General features: G+C 69.6%; 13 protein-coding genes and 3 tRNA genes. 8 read left to right on the top strand and 8 right to left on the bottom strand.

The window, feature by feature from the left end:
* Positions 1–160: 160 nt before the first annotated feature.
* On the top strand, positions 161–1,942 hold the full coding sequence (locus tag ACIN94_RS08510) for a tetratricopeptide repeat protein (protein ID WP_400701435.1): 1,782 nt from the start codon (positions 161–163) through the stop codon (positions 1,940–1,942).
* Positions 1,943–1,999: 57 nt separating this feature from the next.
* On the opposite strand, the gene ACIN94_RS08505 is transcribed toward ACIN94_RS08510, so the two are convergent.
* Positions 2,000–3,001 carry a phosphotransferase enzyme family protein gene (locus tag ACIN94_RS08505; protein WP_400701432.1) on the bottom strand — a complete coding sequence of 334 codons (1,002 nt, stop codon included), beginning with the start codon at positions 2,999–3,001 and terminating at the stop codon, positions 2,000–2,002.
* Between the two features lie 119 nt (positions 3,002–3,120).
* On the opposite strand from ACIN94_RS08505, the gene ACIN94_RS08500 reads away from it, so the two are divergent.
* Together ACIN94_RS08500 and ACIN94_RS08495 are read left to right on the top strand one after the other, a co-directional pair.
* A complete protein-coding gene (locus tag ACIN94_RS08500) occupies positions 3,121–3,522 on the top strand; it encodes a heme-binding protein (protein WP_400701429.1) in 402 nt (133 codons plus the stop codon).
* A gap of 360 nt (positions 3,523–3,882) precedes the next feature.
* Positions 3,883–4,647, top strand: a complete 765-nt coding sequence (locus ACIN94_RS08495) for a glycohydrolase toxin TNT-related protein (RefSeq protein ID WP_400701426.1) — start codon at positions 3,883–3,885, stop codon at positions 4,645–4,647.
* Between the two features lie 43 nt (positions 4,648–4,690).
* Here ACIN94_RS08495 and ACIN94_RS08490 read toward each other — a convergent pair whose 3' ends face one another.
* Both ACIN94_RS08490 and ACIN94_RS08485 read right to left on the bottom strand, forming a co-directional pair.
* Complete coding sequence (locus tag ACIN94_RS08490) at positions 4,691–5,338, bottom strand: response regulator (RefSeq protein ID WP_400701423.1); 648 nt, start codon at positions 5,336–5,338, stop codon at positions 4,691–4,693.
* Positions 5,329–6,576, bottom strand: coding sequence for a sensor histidine kinase (locus ACIN94_RS08485; RefSeq protein WP_400701420.1), 1,248 nt, complete (start codon positions 6,574–6,576; stop codon positions 5,329–5,331). Before ACIN94_RS08485 ends, ACIN94_RS08490 begins: the two co-directional genes overlap by 10 nt.
* A 245-nt stretch (positions 6,577–6,821) precedes the next feature.
* Here ACIN94_RS08485 and ACIN94_RS08480 point away from each other — a divergent pair, with 245 nt between their 5' ends.
* A complete protein-coding gene (locus ACIN94_RS08480) occupies positions 6,822–9,314 on the top strand; it encodes a DEAD/DEAH box helicase (RefSeq protein ID WP_400701417.1) in 2,493 nt (830 codons plus the stop codon).
* Between the two features lie 125 nt (positions 9,315–9,439).
* On the opposite strand, the gene ACIN94_RS08475 is transcribed toward ACIN94_RS08480, so the two are convergent.
* Entirely contained in the window at positions 9,440–10,135 is a 696-nt protein-coding gene (locus ACIN94_RS08475; RefSeq protein ID WP_400701414.1) for a hypothetical protein, read from the bottom strand.
* A gap of 31 nt (positions 10,136–10,166) precedes the next feature.
* Positions 10,167–10,529, bottom strand: a complete 363-nt coding sequence (locus ACIN94_RS08470; protein ID WP_400701411.1) for an MmcQ/YjbR family DNA-binding protein — start codon at positions 10,527–10,529, stop codon at positions 10,167–10,169.
* 38 nt (positions 10,530–10,567) lie between these two features.
* Between ACIN94_RS08470 and ACIN94_RS08465 the strand changes: the two genes are divergently transcribed.
* Positions 10,568–11,083, top strand: a complete 516-nt coding sequence (locus tag ACIN94_RS08465) for a DUF2087 domain-containing protein (protein WP_400701408.1) — start codon at positions 10,568–10,570, stop codon at positions 11,081–11,083.
* Positions 11,084–11,134: 51 nt separating this feature from the next.
* On the opposite strand, the gene dusB is transcribed toward ACIN94_RS08465, so the two are convergent.
* Entirely contained in the window at positions 11,135–12,256 is a 1,122-nt protein-coding gene (gene dusB, locus ACIN94_RS08460) for a tRNA dihydrouridine synthase DusB (RefSeq protein WP_400701405.1), read from the bottom strand.
* Positions 12,257–12,400: 144 nt separating this feature from the next.
* Here dusB and ACIN94_RS08455 point away from each other — a divergent pair.
* The 3 genes from ACIN94_RS08455 to ACIN94_RS08445 all read left to right on the top strand — a co-directional run bounded on the left by ACIN94_RS08455 (position 12,401) and on the right by ACIN94_RS08445 (position 12,657).
* Positions 12,401–12,472: transfer RNA gene (locus ACIN94_RS08455), tRNA-Gly, on the top strand.
* 25 nt (positions 12,473–12,497) lie between these two features.
* Positions 12,498–12,568: transfer RNA gene (locus tag ACIN94_RS08450), tRNA-Cys, on the top strand.
* A gap of 14 nt (positions 12,569–12,582) precedes the next feature.
* A tRNA-Val gene (locus ACIN94_RS08445) sits at positions 12,583–12,657 on the top strand.
* 91 nt (positions 12,658–12,748) lie between these two features.
* On the opposite strand, the gene araA is transcribed toward ACIN94_RS08445, so the two are convergent.
* Positions 12,749–14,230 (bottom strand): L-arabinose isomerase, encoded by a 1,482-nt coding sequence (gene araA / locus ACIN94_RS08440; RefSeq protein WP_400701402.1) that lies wholly within the window; start codon positions 14,228–14,230, stop codon positions 12,749–12,751.
* Positions 14,227–14,874 carry an L-ribulose-5-phosphate 4-epimerase gene (locus tag ACIN94_RS08435; RefSeq protein WP_400701399.1) on the bottom strand — a complete coding sequence of 216 codons (648 nt, stop codon included), beginning with the start codon at positions 14,872–14,874 and terminating at the stop codon, positions 14,227–14,229. Before ACIN94_RS08435 ends, araA begins: the two co-directional genes overlap by 4 nt.
* Positions 14,875–14,888 lie beyond the last annotated feature (14 nt).

Below are 14,888 nucleotides of genomic sequence, written 5' to 3'. Positions count from 1 at the left end.
AAGCACGTCGGCTGACACGGAAGCCATAGAACCGGCGTCCAGTAATGGACGCCGGGCCTAGGGCGACATAAAACGCTATAAAATGACACAAAGGAGACTGGTGAGTCGGGGACCGTTCCCATCAGAAAACCCACCCCTTCCCCCTCTGCTCCTGCCCCCGGTGGACGCGGACCGGCGCCTGCGCGGACCGTACACCGCCGGAGGCACGATCGCCTCCGCCCTGGTGCCCGTCGCCCGGCCGGAGCTGGTCGCCCGCTATGACATAGAGCTGCGCGCCATGGCGCCCGACCTGCACGGGCTGGTCCCGGTCAAGCGTGGATCGGTGGCCGACCACCTACCCCGGGCGGAACGGATCCTGGTCCACGCGCCCCGCCGTACGCTCCGTCTGTCCAACGGGTTCGCCGAGTTCCTCCGAGAGCACCTGGCCGAGGCCGGCCCGCGGACGCTCGTCGTGGAGAACCTCCACGAGGCCGACCCCACCGACCGCGAGCTTCTGGCGGTGCTGCGGCGGCGGATCGCCCCGGAACTGCTGACCGTCGTAACCGGTGAGCAGGCCGTACCGGACAGCCCCCTGACCCCGGAGGAGCACGACGCCCGGGCCGACGAACTGGAGCTGGAGGGGACGATCGGCGCGCGGCTCGGCGCGATCCCCTACCACCGTGAGCACGGTACCGATCCGCGCAAGGCGGTGGAGGCGTTCCGGACCGCGGTCGAGTGGTGCCTGGACGCGGGCTTCCACGACGCGGTGGCGGAGCTGGGACTACGCGCGCTGCCGCTGACCGACCCGGACACCGAACCGGAGACCTGGTGGCGGTTGCTGCACAGCGCCGCGACCGCTCTCGGCTCGCTCGACCGCGAGGACGAGGCCGAGGCCCTGTTCGACCTGGCCAGGCGCGAAAGCATCTCGCCGGTCACGCACGCGTCCGCCGCCTACTCGACCGGCATGCTCAAGGTCCGCCACCACGACCCGGCACAGCGCGACCTGAACGCCGCGCTGGCCTGGGTGAACCAGGCGATCGCCATCTCCACGCTGCTCCCCGACCCACACGAGCGCGCGTTCAAACTGGGTTTCGACCTCAACGGGCGCGCGCTGGTGGAGGTACGGCTCGGCAATCCCGCGAAGGCACTGCGGCTCGTCCAGGAGGCGGTGGAGCTGGCAGAACGCGACCTACGGCCGGACGAGCACCCGATCCACCGGCTGGTGCTGCGGGCCAACCGGGCACAGCTCGCCATCATGCTGGGCCGCCCCGAGGACGCCCTGGAGGACCTGGACGCGGTGATCGCGGCCGATCCCGGCTACCCCGACTACTACATCGACCGGGGCAACCTGCTGCACCGCCTGGGCAGGCGGGATGCGGCGATCGCCGACTACGAGACGGCGATGCGGGTCGGTCCGCCCTTCCCGGAGCCCTACTACAACCGGGCCGAGATCCTCTTCTCCGCCGGCGACCACCAGGGCGCGCTCGTCGACCTGGACCACGCGCTGGAGCTGGACCCTGGGTTCGTGGACGGGCTGGCCAACCGGGCCGGGCTGCTGGCCGCGCTAGGCGAGTACGACAGAGCGAGAGCCGACGCCGAGGCGGGGCTCGTCCTGGATCCGGTCAATCCCTACCTGCTGTGCGCGCTGGGCCAGGTCGAGATGGCCGAGGGCCGTCACAAGGAGGCGCGGATCGCCTTCGACCAGGCCCTGGAAGGTGCGCCCTCGCTGACGGCGGCATGGGCCAGCCGGGGAATGCTGGCGTTCGAGACCGGTGACCCCGAAGGCGCGGTCGCCGACTTCACCCGCGCCCTCGAACCCGGCGCCGACCCCGCGCTGCTGTTCAACCGGGCGATGGCGCTGCGCGCCGCCGGGCGGGACCGGGAGGCTACGGCCGATCTCACCCGGGCACTGGAACTGGCGCCGGACGACGACGACATCCGCCGGGAACTGACCGGGAACTGACGGCCCGAGGCCTACGGCGTCGCCGTGGACCTCGGGCCGCGAGCGGGCGAGCCACGGTCAGCCGGACGTGACACCGAGATAGCGTTCGGCCAGCGCGCAGGTGCCCTCGGTGTAGCCGGCTCCGAGCTCGGCGGCGATGTCCACACCGGTGTGCGTACCGATCCAGGCGACCAGCAGCAGGCGGCGGAACATGATGAAGGTCCAGATCTCCGCCTCGTCCTCGGCCGGCAGGTCGAGGACGCTACGGTAACCGCGCACCCAGGAGTCGACCATCTCGGGGACCTGGGGATGGTCCTCGATGAAGCTGAGCGCGGCGGCCAGGTCGTAGAGGTACCACCCGAAGCCGCAGTCGTCGAAGTCGATCACACTGAGCGGCTCGTCGCCCACCGCCAGCAGGTTGGCCAGGCGTAGATCGGCGTGGATCAGGCCATAGCGGCCGGCGCCCCGGCCGAACCGGCTCAGCCGGTCACGCAGTTCCCCGTCGAGCCGGCCCAGTACGGCCCGCGCCCCGGAATCCACCCCCAGGCCGTCCTGCCAGCGGCCCCACCGCGCCTCGGCGCCCAGCGCGGCGTCGTAGTCCCAGTGGAACCGGGTGAACCCCGCCGGACGTCGCCAGCCGCGCGCGTGCCGGTGCATCCGCGCGGTGATCGCGCCAAGCCGCTCGAAGTCACGCACCAGCCGCTCCTGGGGCGGCTCGGCACCGGGCAGGAACTCGAACATCACGCAGTCGCGGGGCCGCGCGCCGGGGACGGTCAGCACCGGGGAGCCGTCCGGTGCCGGGAGCACCCGGGGGGTGCGGACCCCGGCCTCCTCACGGAGCGCCTCCAACCAGGCGAGTTCGGACAGGATCGCCGGAGTGGCGTGGTAGCCGAGGCGGTGCACCCGCAGGATGGACCGCGCCCCGGTGGCCGGGTCGTCCACCCGATAGGTGGCGTTCTCCGACACGTTGATCAACGTGACCTCGGCGTCCGGCAGGCCGTGGATCCGGACCGCCTGCCGGGCGGCGGCATGCACACGGGCCAGCACGTCGCCCCCTGCGGACAGGTCGTGAGCCTGCATGGATTCTCCGTTCGTGAAAGCAGAACCGCTGATCTCATATGAGATCTTGCACCGCCGGTCAGCGACGGATACAAACCGAATTGTCCACTGCTAAGGCTTTAGAGGGTGAAGGAGTCCGGGTGAACCTCGAACTCGCGCTGCGCATGTGTGAGGCCTCGGTGAAACAGGCCTGGCGTGAAGGCGCCCTCGTCTCGGTGGCGGTGGTCGACGCGGGCGGCCACCTGGTCGCGTTCCAGCGGATGGACGGTTCGGAGATCGCCGGTCCGGCGCTGGCCCCCGGCAAGGCCTACACCGCCGTGGCCCATCGGATGTCCACCGCCGACCTCGCACCCCTGATCCTTCCGGGCGGAGACCTCTACGGCCTCGCCGGGGACCGGTACGTGTGCTTCGGCGGCGGCATCCCGCTCTGGGACTCCGGCGAGGGCCGGCGGGTGGCGGGCGCGGTCGGCGTCAGCGGCGGCACCATCGCCCAGGATGTGGCCTGCGCCGAGGCGGCCGCCGCACTCTGGGACGGGGCGTAGGCGAGATCACCCGGCCCGGGACCGCCCGGGGACGCCGCTCCGCCGAGGGTCCCGGCGACTTTTCCGATCCCCTTCTCCGCGCAGTTAGCAATGTACATCAATGCGCTTTTTATTCTTTTGTTTTTGTCATTCGATTAACGCGCCGACGGTGCTTTTAATGAACGGCCGGGTAGGCACGGACCGGCTGCTTCATTCAGAACGGGCGACGACGGATATCAAGCTCTCCGATTCTGGGTGAACCGCTCAAAAAAGTATGGCCGAGGGTGAAAACGACGACATTCACTCTCATTTTTATCCATTAGTTCACCCATTGAGCACATATATCCGATTCAGCTCCACGTGAGCTCATCAGGAGGTTCCGTGCGGCATTTTCGACGGCGCGCACCGCTGGCCGCCGCCATCGGCATCGTCACCGCCGTTCTTACCGGCGCCGCGGCTCAGGCCGACACCGGCCCCCCTCCCGTCCCCGAGCCGTCGGCCACGGCCGAGAATCCGGCCGCCCGGCCGGCGGCCGCCGGCCTGACCGCCCCCGAGGGGGGCCAGCACCCCCCGGTGCAGGTCTGCGGCCCGCCGTACCTCGACAACAACCCGAACCTCGGGCCGGAATACCTCCCGCGCACCGGGCCGATCGGCGAGATCCTGCGTGGTTACCGGCCGCTGAACGGGCTCTCGCCGCAGGCGTTCCTCGACCGCTACTGGGATGAGAGCGTCAATGGGTGGCGTTACCCGCCGGATTATGGATTCGCCCACTCCGGCGGCTATTCCAACGGTAAGCCACTGATAAAGACCGTGACACTGCCGGTCGGCACGTCTCTCGACCGCTTCGGCGGTGAGAGAGGATCATTCGTCGCGCCACTCGGCGGCTCCTACATCGGGCGCGCCCTTCCCCCGAACAATCTCAACACCTTCCAAGGTGCTCCACAATATATATGCAATTACCACACATATAGGGTGATAAAAGAGTTTAAAGTCGATGGCGGTCCGGCCGTCGCGGCGTTCCAGCTCGCAGGAAAGGCACCGCAGTACCACCTGGTCAGCAAGTACATTCCCGACGCGCCTCAGACGTCCCCGGAAGTGTCGGTGGAATGGCTGATCGCCAACGGGTATCTGGCACGGTCGAACTGACGTCCGTCCCCGGCATCTGCCCGGTACGGCATGCCGTACCGGGTCAGGAACGCAGGTAGGCGAGGACGGCCAGGACGCGGCGGTGCTGGTCGCCGTCCTCGGCGTACAGGCCGAGCTTGGCGAAGATACTGCGGATGTGCTTCTCCACCGCGCCGTCGCTGATCACGAGCTGGCGGCCGATGGCCGGGTTGGACCTGCCCTCCGCCATCAGGCCGAGCACCTCGCGCTCCCGCGGCGTGAGCAGGGCGAGCGGATCGTCGCGGCGGCGCCGTACCATCAGCTGGGCCACCACCTGCGGATCGAAGACCGTTCCGCCGGCCGCGACGGTGCGCAGGCCCCCCATGAAGTCTTCCACGTCCACGACCCGGTCCTTGAGCAGGTATCCCACCGCGCCCCTGGCGTCGGCGAGCAGGTCGTCGGCGTAGGACACCTCCACGTACTGCGACAGGATCAGCACCGGCGCCCCCGGCACCCGCCGGCGCGCCTCCACCGCCGCCCGCAGCCCCTCGTCGGTGAAGCTCGGCGGCATCCGGACGTCGACCACCGAGACGTCCGGCCGGTGCTCGGCGACGGCCTCCACCAGGCCGTCGCCGTCCCCCACCGCCGCGACCACCTCGCAGCCGAACTCCTCGAGCAGCCGGATCAGGCCCTCTCTGATCAGCACTGCGTCATCGGCCACGACTACCCGCATGGCACCTCCGCCACGATCACCGTCGGCCCGCCCGTCGGTGAGTCCACCGCCAGCTCCCCGTCCACCGCCCGGAGGCGGTCGGCGAGACCGGACAGGCCATGTCCCTTGGCGGCGTGTGCGCCGCCAACCCCATCATCCCCGATCGTCAGCATCAGGACGCCGCCGGTCTTGCTCAGCGACACCGTGCAGACGGTGGCGTGGCTGTGCTTGGCGACATTGGTCAGGCTCTCGGCGACCACGAAGTAGACGGTGTTCTCCACCGCCGCCGCGAAACGGCCGGTGACCTGCACATCCAGCTCGACGGGGACGGTGCAGCGGCTGGCCAGCGCCGCGAGCGCCGGGGCCAGGCCGCGGTCGGTCAGGATCGGCGGCGCGATGCCACGCGAGAGGGCGCGCAGCTCGTCCAGGGTCTCCCTGGTCGAGCTGATGGCCCGGCTGAGCATCTCCTCTACGGCCTGCGGATCACGCTTGAGCTGACGCTGGGCGCGTGACAGGTCCATGGCCAGGGAGACCAGGCGCTGCTGCGGCCCGTCGTGGATGTCGCGCTCCAGCCGCCGCAGCGCGTTGGCCTCGGCCGACACCGCGGCGGCCCGGCCTTCGGACAGGTCGTCGATGCGCTCCTGCAGTTCGGCGACACCGGTCAGCATGGCCCGGCCGATACCCGCCTGGATCAGCGCGGCGCCACGCACGACCACCGGCAGGGTGAGCGCGAACAGCACGCCGATGACGGTGTTGAACACGATCTCGACACCGACGCTGTCGCCGAAGCCGAGCAGCTCGGGGAGCCCGCGGTTGCCGGGGATGCCGGCGATGATCCACCCGTAGATCGGGTAGGTCAGGCCCAGGACGGTCCCCGCCCACCACGTCACCGTCAGCACGAAGGTCACGATGGAGACCGGGAAGACCACGATCCCGTAGAGCAGGTCGAGCCACGACTGCCCGTTGGTCAGCGGGTTGACCATGCGGCGGAACCATCCGGCTCCCTCCGGCGCGGACCGGTAACGGGGCCGGGGCAGCGCGCGGCCGAGCACCTCGGGCAGCATCCGCCGTTCCACGTCGGCCAGTCCCCGCGCCACCAGCAGCGTCACCGCCAGGATGGGCACGCCCACCCACACGACCACCGTGCCGATCCCGGCGGAGAAGCCCGTCACCATCAGGACGAAGAAGACGATGGAGAGAGGGAAGCCGACGATCAGGTAGCCGCTGTCGACGCCGATGCGGCGCAGGAGGGTTCTCATGGCGTCAACGCTACGAGTACCGGGACCGAGGATCGATCCTGCACACCGGTCTCAGGGGGTGAGGCCAGCACTACCTCCACGGGCACCTGGTCAGCCGCGGCCGGCGACAGGGCCGTCCATTAAGTCCCTTTAATCATAATTTGAGGAGATGAGCTCACGCTATGTCACCAAACCCGCGCACGATGCGATCGCATCTGTTACCCGACCCGGTCCGACCACCGTCAGTTCTTCGGCAGTATTGAACTGTGAGCCTTGTAGATCGCCTGCCAGAAGAGATCGACGCCGATCCCGACACCATCTTCGACGCGTTCGTCGAATGGAACGCCGAGCGGGGGCTCACCCTCTACCCGGCGCAGGAGGAGGCGCTCATCGAGGTCGTCTCCGGGAACAACCTGATCCTGGCCACCCCGACCGGGTCGGGCAAGAGCCTGGTCGCGGCCGGAGCGCACTTCACCGCACTGACCCGGGACGTGCGCACCTTCTACACCGCGCCGATCAAGGCGCTGGTGTCGGAGAAGTTCTTCGACCTGTGCGCCCTGTTCGGCACCGAGAACGTCGGCATGATGACCGGCGACGCGAGCGTGAACCCCGGTGCGCCGATCATCTGCTGCACCGCCGAGATCCTCGCCAACGTCGCGCTGCGCGACGGCGCCAAGGCCGACATCGGCCAGGTCGTGATGGACGAGTTCCACTTCTACGCCGAACCCGACCGGGGCTGGGCCTGGCAGGTGCCGCTGCTGGAGCTGCCGAACGTGCAGTTCATCCTGATGTCGGCGACGCTCGGCGACGTGAGCCGGTTCGAAGAGGACCTGACCCGGCGCACCGGCCGGCCCACCGCCGTGGTCAAGAACGCCGAACGCCCGGTCCCGCTGGTCTACTCCTACCGGCTCACCCCCCTCCACGAGACCCTGGAGGAGATGCTCACCACCAACCAGTCACCCGTCTACGTCGTCCACTTCACCCAGGCCGCGGCCATGGAGCGGGCGCAGGCACTGATGAGCATCAACATGTCCACCAAGGCCGAGAAGGAGGCCATCGCCGCCCTCATCGGCAACTTCCGGTTCACCACCCGGTTCGGCCGGGCGCTGTCACGTCTCGTACGGCACGGCATCGGCGTGCACCACGCCGGGATGCTCCCGAAATACCGCCGCCTGGTGGAACGGCTCGCCCAGGCCGGCCTGCTGAAGGTCATCTGCGGCACCGACACGCTCGGCGTCGGCGTCAACGTACCGATCAGGACCGTGCTGTTCACCGCGCTGTCGAAGTACGACGGCAACAAGGTCCGGCGGCTGCGCGCCCGCGAGTTCCACCAGATCGCCGGGCGGGCCGGCCGGGCGGGTTTCGACACCATCGGCTACGTCGTCTGCCAGGCCCCCGACCACGTCGTCGAGAACGAGAAGGCGCTGGCCAAGATCGGCGATGACCCCAAGCGGCGGCGCGGCTACGCGCGCAAGAAGCCGCCGGAGGGCTTCGTCGGCTGGAGCGAGGAGACCTTCGAGAAGCTGCAGACCGCCGAGCCCGAGCCGCTCAACTCCCGGTTCAAGGTCAGCAACGCGATGCTGCTCGCGGTGATCAACCGGCCCGGCGACTGCTACGCGGCGATGAAGCACCTGCTCACCGACAACCACGAGGACCGCAAGGGACAGCGACGGCACATCAGCCAGGCCATCGCGATCTATCGCTCGCTGCTGGCCGGCGGCGTGGTGGAGAAGCTCTCCGAGCCCGACGAGCAGGGCCGGATGGCCCGCCTGACCGTCGATCTCCAGGAGGACTTCGCGCTCAACCAGGCGCTGTCCACCTTCGCACTGGCCTCCCTCGAACTGCTGGACATGGAGTCGCCGAACTACGCCCTGGACATGGTCTCGATCATCGAGTCCATCCTCGACGACCCCCGCCAGATCCTGTCCGCGCAGCTCAACAAGGCGCGCGGCGAGGCCGTGGCGCAGATGAAGGCCGACGGCATCGAATACGAGGAGCGGATGGAGCTCCTCAACGAGGTCACCTATCCGATGCCGCTGGCCGACCTGCTGCTGGGGGCCTACGAGACCTACCGGCGGGGCCACCCCTGGGTCGGCGACTACACCGTCAGTCCCAAGACCGTCGTCCGGGACATGTACGAACGGGCGATGACCTTCGCCGACTACGTCCAGTTCTACGAGCTGGCCCGGTCCGAGGGCACCGTCCTGCGCTACCTCGCCGACGCCTACCGCACCCTGTCGCGGACCATCCCCGAGCATCTCAAGACCGAGGATCTCATCGATCTCATCGAGTGGCTCGGCGAGCTGGTCCGCCAGGTCGACTCCAGCCTCCTCGACGAGTGGGAGCAGCTGCAGAACCCGAGCGGTGAGCTGGAGGCACCCTCCCTGGAGGAGAAGACCAAGCCGGTCACCGCCAACACCCGCGCGTTCCGCGTGCTGGTCCGCAACGCGATGTTCCGCCTGGTCGAGCTGGCCTCCCTGGAGAGGGAACAGGAGCTGGCCGAGCTGGCGCCGGACGTGGACTGGGGTGCCGCCCTGGACGCCTACTACGACGACCACGAGGAGATCGGTACCGGCCCGGACGCCCGCGGCCCCGGCCTGCTCCGGATCGAGGAGGAGAAGGAGTTCTGGCGGGTCCGCCAGGTCATCGCCGACCCCGCGGGCGACGGCGACTGGGGCATCGACGCCCAGGTCGACCTGGCCGCCTCCGATGAGGAGGGCCGCGCCGTGGTCCACGTCATCGGCCTCAACCGTCTCTGACCCCGGCACCACGGGCCTGGCGTCCCCCCGCCGGCCGCCCCCGCGCCGCCCCGGACTGTCGCCGATCCGCGGCACCACGGTCGGCCCGGGGCGGCCCAGGCCGACGCCGGCGTCGCCGGCCCTCGCTACGGGGCGCAGGCGGCGATCTGGCAGACCTTCGCCAGCATCTGCCTGGCGTGCGCGAGCTGGCGGGTGTGGCTCTGCGCGGCCGGCTGGGAGGTACCGGAGGCGAGATAGACGATGACCGCGTTGGCCCGGCGCACAATCACGGTGTCGTCCCCGGCGACGGGCCTGCCGTCCTCATAGTCCCGCGCGCTGCTCTTCCACGCCTCGTCACCGAGGGCGACCCTGGCCAGGCTCCGGCTGAAGGAGCCGTTCTTCCAGCCTTCGGACTGCCTGCACTTCTGGACGGCCGCCTGGAACTGACGCAGGGCCGACTGCGCCGCCCGCTCCGAGCGGTAGAGGATCACCTGCTCGGCGGTCTCGACCTCCTCCCTGGTGCTGAAGTAGATCGTCCGGGCCACCGCCCGGTCCGCCTGGCCGATCTTCGGATCCTTCCTCTGGGAGGCGGCCACCGCGCTGTTGGCGCAGGGGTCGGCCACGAACCTCTCCCCCACCTTGGCGCTGGCCCGCCAGACGTTCTCGCCGTCCGCGGGCGTGTGCTTGGCGGCCTGCTCCCTCGCCACCTCCCTGTCATGCAGCAGGAACCCCTTGGGGATCGCGGGGGTGGGAGCGGGGGCCGCGGAGGCGGAGCCGGGGGACAGACCGGCTAGAGCCGTACCGGTGAGGAGGGTCGCAGTAAAAATGATCTTTCTCAACATGATCTACATGATGCCAGTCATGCCAGGACGATCAGGACCGATCAGCCGTTTCGTAGGAGGTGACCAGAGCGCGGGGAGCCGTCAGGCACCACGCCTCGGTGATCAGCTCGGTCAGCTCGGCGGGGTCGACCTTCGCCAGCCGGACCTCCACCCACGCGAACCTGCCGCCGCCCCAGGAGGGGGCGTAGACCTCCGGGTTCTCCGCCACCATGGCCTCCTGCTCCTGCATGGTGGCCTTGATCTGCGCGGTGCCCTTGGCCTCCGACAGGTATCCGAAACCCTTGCCCCGGACCCTGATCCCGACCCACTCCTCGCTGTGCTGGTGCAGCTCGACCTCGGGCAGGGCCGACGCGATCCTCAGGAACTCCTCGGGACTCACACCGTAATTCGTCATGGCGCAGAGGTATCAGAGCGGACCGACAGAATAGGGATATGAGCGACGACGCGATCAGGCAGGTGCTGGGCCTGCTCTATCAGGAGGACACGTTACGGGTGCTGGCGGCGCTGGTGTCGAGCGGCACGCCCGAGGAGGCCGGACTGGGCGGAGACGCGACGAGACGGGCGCTGGACCGGCTGGAACGCGGCGGGCTGGCCGTACGGGACGACGACGGCCGCTGGCAGGCGCGGCGCGAGCGTTTCCGCGAACTGCTGCACGCCACGGCCAGACCCGCCGTCCCGGTCTCCCCCGAGGAGAAGGTGCTGCAGTCCTTCCTCGTCGAGGGACGGCTCCGGGCGATCCCCAGCAAGCGGGAGAAGCAGCTCGTCGTGCTGAACTACATCGCCCAGGTCTTCGAGCCGGGGATCCGCTATCCGGAGAAGGAGGTCGACATCGCGCTGCGCGCCTTCCATGACGACTACGCGGCGCTCCGCCGCTACCTGGTCGACGACGGCCTGCTGAGCCGGGAGAACAACGTCTACTGGCGCAGCGGCGGCCCGGTCGACTCCTGAGGGCGACCCGCCGGCCGCCTTCGGCAGGCGGAGCGCGACGACCTCGGCGCCTCAACCGCCGGAGGTGTCGAGTTCGGCGTCCGCACCGGGTACGGCGAGGTCGTAGGGGTCGTCCAGCCAGCCGGCGGGCAGGTGGACCCGGTCGCGCGGGTTGGTCTTGCCTCGGGGCGCGTCCACGCCCGCGGGCCAGGGCTGGTCGGGATCGAGCTCGGCGAGCCCCTCCCGCAGTCCCGCGAGGGTGCCCGCGGTGGCCAGACGGCGGCGGAGGTCGGCTCCGACGGTGAAGCCCTTGAGGTACCAGCCGACGTGCTTGCGGAAGTCGGCGACGGCGTGGTGCTCGCTGTCGAAGCACTCGGTCAGCAGCGTGGCGTGCCGGTCCATGGTCGCGGCGACCTCCCCCAGCCGGGGCCGGACACGCTCTCCACTCCCCTCGCACACGGCCGCCAGGTCCCGGAACAGCCACGGGCGCCCCAGGCAGCCCCGGCCCACGACGACGCCGTCGCATCCGGTCTCGGCCATCATCCGCATCGCGTCGTCCGCGCTCCAGATGTCGCCGTTGCCGAGGACCGGGATCTCGGTCACCGCCTCCTTGAGCCGCGCGATCGCCTCCCAGTCGGCGGTCCCGCCGTAGTGCTGGAGGGCGGTACGGCCGTGCAGCGCGATCGCCGAGACGCCCTCCTCCACGGCGATCCGCCCCGCGTCCAGGTAGGTCAGGTGGTCGTCGTCGATGCCCTTGCGCATCTTCATGGTCACCGGCAGCGTCCCGGCGTTGCGTACGGCCTCGCGCAGGATGGCCCGCAGGAGGTTCCGCTTGTACGGCAGGGCGGAACCGCCGCCGCGCCGGGTCACCTTGGGGACCGGGCAGCCGAAGTTGAGGTCGACGTGATCGGCCAGGTCCTCGTCGGCGATCATGCGGACGGCCCTGCCGACGGTCACCGGGTCGACGCCGTAGAGCTGGATGCTGCGGGGCTTCTCAGCCGGCTCGAACCGGATCATCCTGAATGTCTTGGGGTTCCGTTCCACCAGCGCCCGCGTCGTGATCATCTCGCAGACGAACAGCCCGCCGCCCTGCTCGCGGCAGAGCGTCCGGAAGGGCGCGTTGGTGATCCCGGCCATCGGCGCCAGCACGACGGGCGGCCAGACTTCGAGCGATCCCAGTTTCAACGACTCCACCTCGTGTTTCTACCTCACCGGGCCCGGCGGGACGAATCGTCTCAGCCCGGCCCCGCCAGCCCTGTTGACCGACGGTTACGCAACCACCCGGAAAACCCGCTACAGTTCTCTCGTTGCCGCAGGGGAAACACCCGGCGAAAACACGCGGAAGTGGCTCAGTGGTAGAGCATCACCTTGCCAAGGTGAGGGTCGCGGGTTCGAATCCCGTCTTCCGCTCGAAGGACCTCCGGGTCCTCACTCCGGTGGAGTGGCCGAGAGGCGAGGCAACGGCCTGCAAAGCCGTGTACACGGGTTCAAATCCCGTCTCCACCTCTCATGTTCGGCAAGGACGATTAGCTCAGCGGGAGAGCGCTTCCCTGACACGGAAGAGGTCACAGGTTCAATCCCTGTATCGTCCACCAGATCACTTCGCGGGTCAGAGCATGTCTCTGACCCGCTTCTCGTTTTCCGATCACGCGAGCGGGAAAGCCGGCTCTCCCCCTCGCCGTTCCGTCAGAATCCCTGGGCGAGGCGGTAGTACGCCTGATTCCAGCGGAGCTCCTTGGCGAACTGCCGGGGCGTGGTGCCGGCGTCGATGACGAGCAGTTCGACGCCGAGCATGTCGGCGAAGTCGGTGAGCTCCTCGGTGCCGATCGCGGCCGAAAGAACGGTGTGGTGGGGGGCTCCGGCGGTGAGCCAGGCCTCGGCCGAGGTGCGCAGATCGGGCCGGGGCTTCCAGACCGCCCTGGCCACGGGCAGGTTCGGCAGCGGCTCGGCCGGGGCGACCACGTCGATCTCGTTGGCGACCAGCCGGAACCGCTCTCCCATGTCGGCGAGGCCCACCACGACGGCGGGGCCGGGTTCGGCGTCGAACACCAGCCGGACCGGGTCCTCGCGGCCGCCGATGCCGAGGGGGTGGATCTCGCACGACGGCACGCCGGAGGCGATCGTCGGGCAGACCTCCAGCATGTGCGCGCCGAGGATGGCCTCCTGTCCCGGGCGCAGGTGGTAGGTGTAGTCCTCCATGAACGAGGTGCCGCCCGGCAGCCCGGCCGACATCACCTTCAGCGTGCGCAGCAGCACCGAGGTCTTCCAGTCGCCCTCGCCGCCGAAGCCGTAGCCGTCGGCCATCAGGCGCTGTACGGCCAGGCCGGGCAGCTGCCGCAGCCCGCCGAGGTCCTCGAAGTTGGTGGTGAACGCCCGGAAGCCGCCGTCTTCGAGGAAGTAGCGCAGGCCCAGCTCGATCCGGGCCGCGTAGCGCAGGGAGTCGTGCCGCCCGCCGCCGGCGCGCAGCTCGGGTGCGACCGCGAACAGGTCCTCGTACTCCTTGACCAGTGCGGTGACCTCGGCGTCGGAGGCCGCGTCCACCACGGCCACCAGGTCGTTGACGCCGTAGGTGTTGACCGACACCCCGAAACGGAGCTGGGCTCCGACCTTGTCTCCCTCGGTGACGGCCACGTCGCGCATGTTGTCGCCGAACCTGGCCAGCTTCAGCGACCCCACCTCGGCGCGGCCGGCCGCCGCCCTGGCCCATGCCCCGATCCGCGCCACCACGGACGGGTCGCTCACGTGCCCGGCCACGGTCTTCCTGGGCACGCCGAGCCTGGCCTGGATATAGCCGAACTCGCGGTCGCCGTGCGCCGCCTGGTTCAGGTTCATGAAGTCCATGTCGATGGAGCTCCACGGCAGGTCCAGGTTGGCCTGGGTGTGCAGGTGCAGCAGCGGCTTGCGCAGCGCGTCCAGCCCGGCGATCCACATCTTGGCCGGGGAGAACGTGTGCATCCACGCGACCAGCCCGACGCACTCGTCCGAGGCGTTGGCCTCCAGGCAGATCCTGCGGATCGCCGCGGCGTCGGTGAGCACCGGCTCCCACTCCACCTCGAAGGGGAGCGCCCCTCCCAGGGCCGTGGCGATCTGCCGGGACTGCTCGGCCACCTGACGCAGCGTGTCCTCGCCGTAGAGCCCCTGGCTGCCGGTGAGAAACCAGACTTTCAACGGTTGCTCCTCTGTCCGTAGACGTTCTGGTAACGGTCGTACAGGCGGTCGACGTCGTCCTGCGGGATCGGCAGCGGCTCACCGAGCTGCCGCGAGACGTGCACGGTGCGGGCGACGTCCTCGCACATGACGGCGGCCTTCACCGCCGCCTTCGGGGAGTCGCCGATGGCGAAGACCCCGTGGTTGCGCATCAGGACCGCCGGGGAGCGCCCGCCCCGCAGCGTGGCGACGACCCCCTTGCCGATGTCGTCGCCGCCGATCAGCGCGAAGGGCCCGACCGGGATCTCGCCGCCGAACTCGTCGGCCATCGCGGTCAGCACGCACGGGATCGGCTCGCCCCGTGCCGCCCAGGCCGAGGCGTAGGTGGAGTGGGTGTGCACCACGCCGTTCACCTCGGGCATGTGCCGGTAGATGTAGGCGTGCGCGGCCGTGTCGCTGGACGGGGCCAGCGACCCCTCGACGAGGTCGCCGTCGAGGTCGCACACGACCATCGACTCGGGGGTCAGGTCGTCGTAGGAGACGCCGCTCGGCTTGATGACGAACAGGTCCTCCCCCGGCACCCGCCCCGAGACGTTCCCTGCGGTCCAGGCGACCAGGTTGTTGCGGACGAGTTCCCGGTGGAGGGCGCAGACGTTCTCTCTCATTGAGATCCTTCCGG

It is taken from the genome of Streptosporangium sp. NPDC087985, assembly GCF_044741965.1.
Taxonomy (GTDB): Bacteria; Actinomycetota; Actinomycetes; order Streptosporangiales; family Streptosporangiaceae; genus Streptosporangium.
The sequence above is the reverse complement of the archived record's forward strand: the minus strand, read 5'-3'. Positions and strand labels throughout refer to the sequence as shown.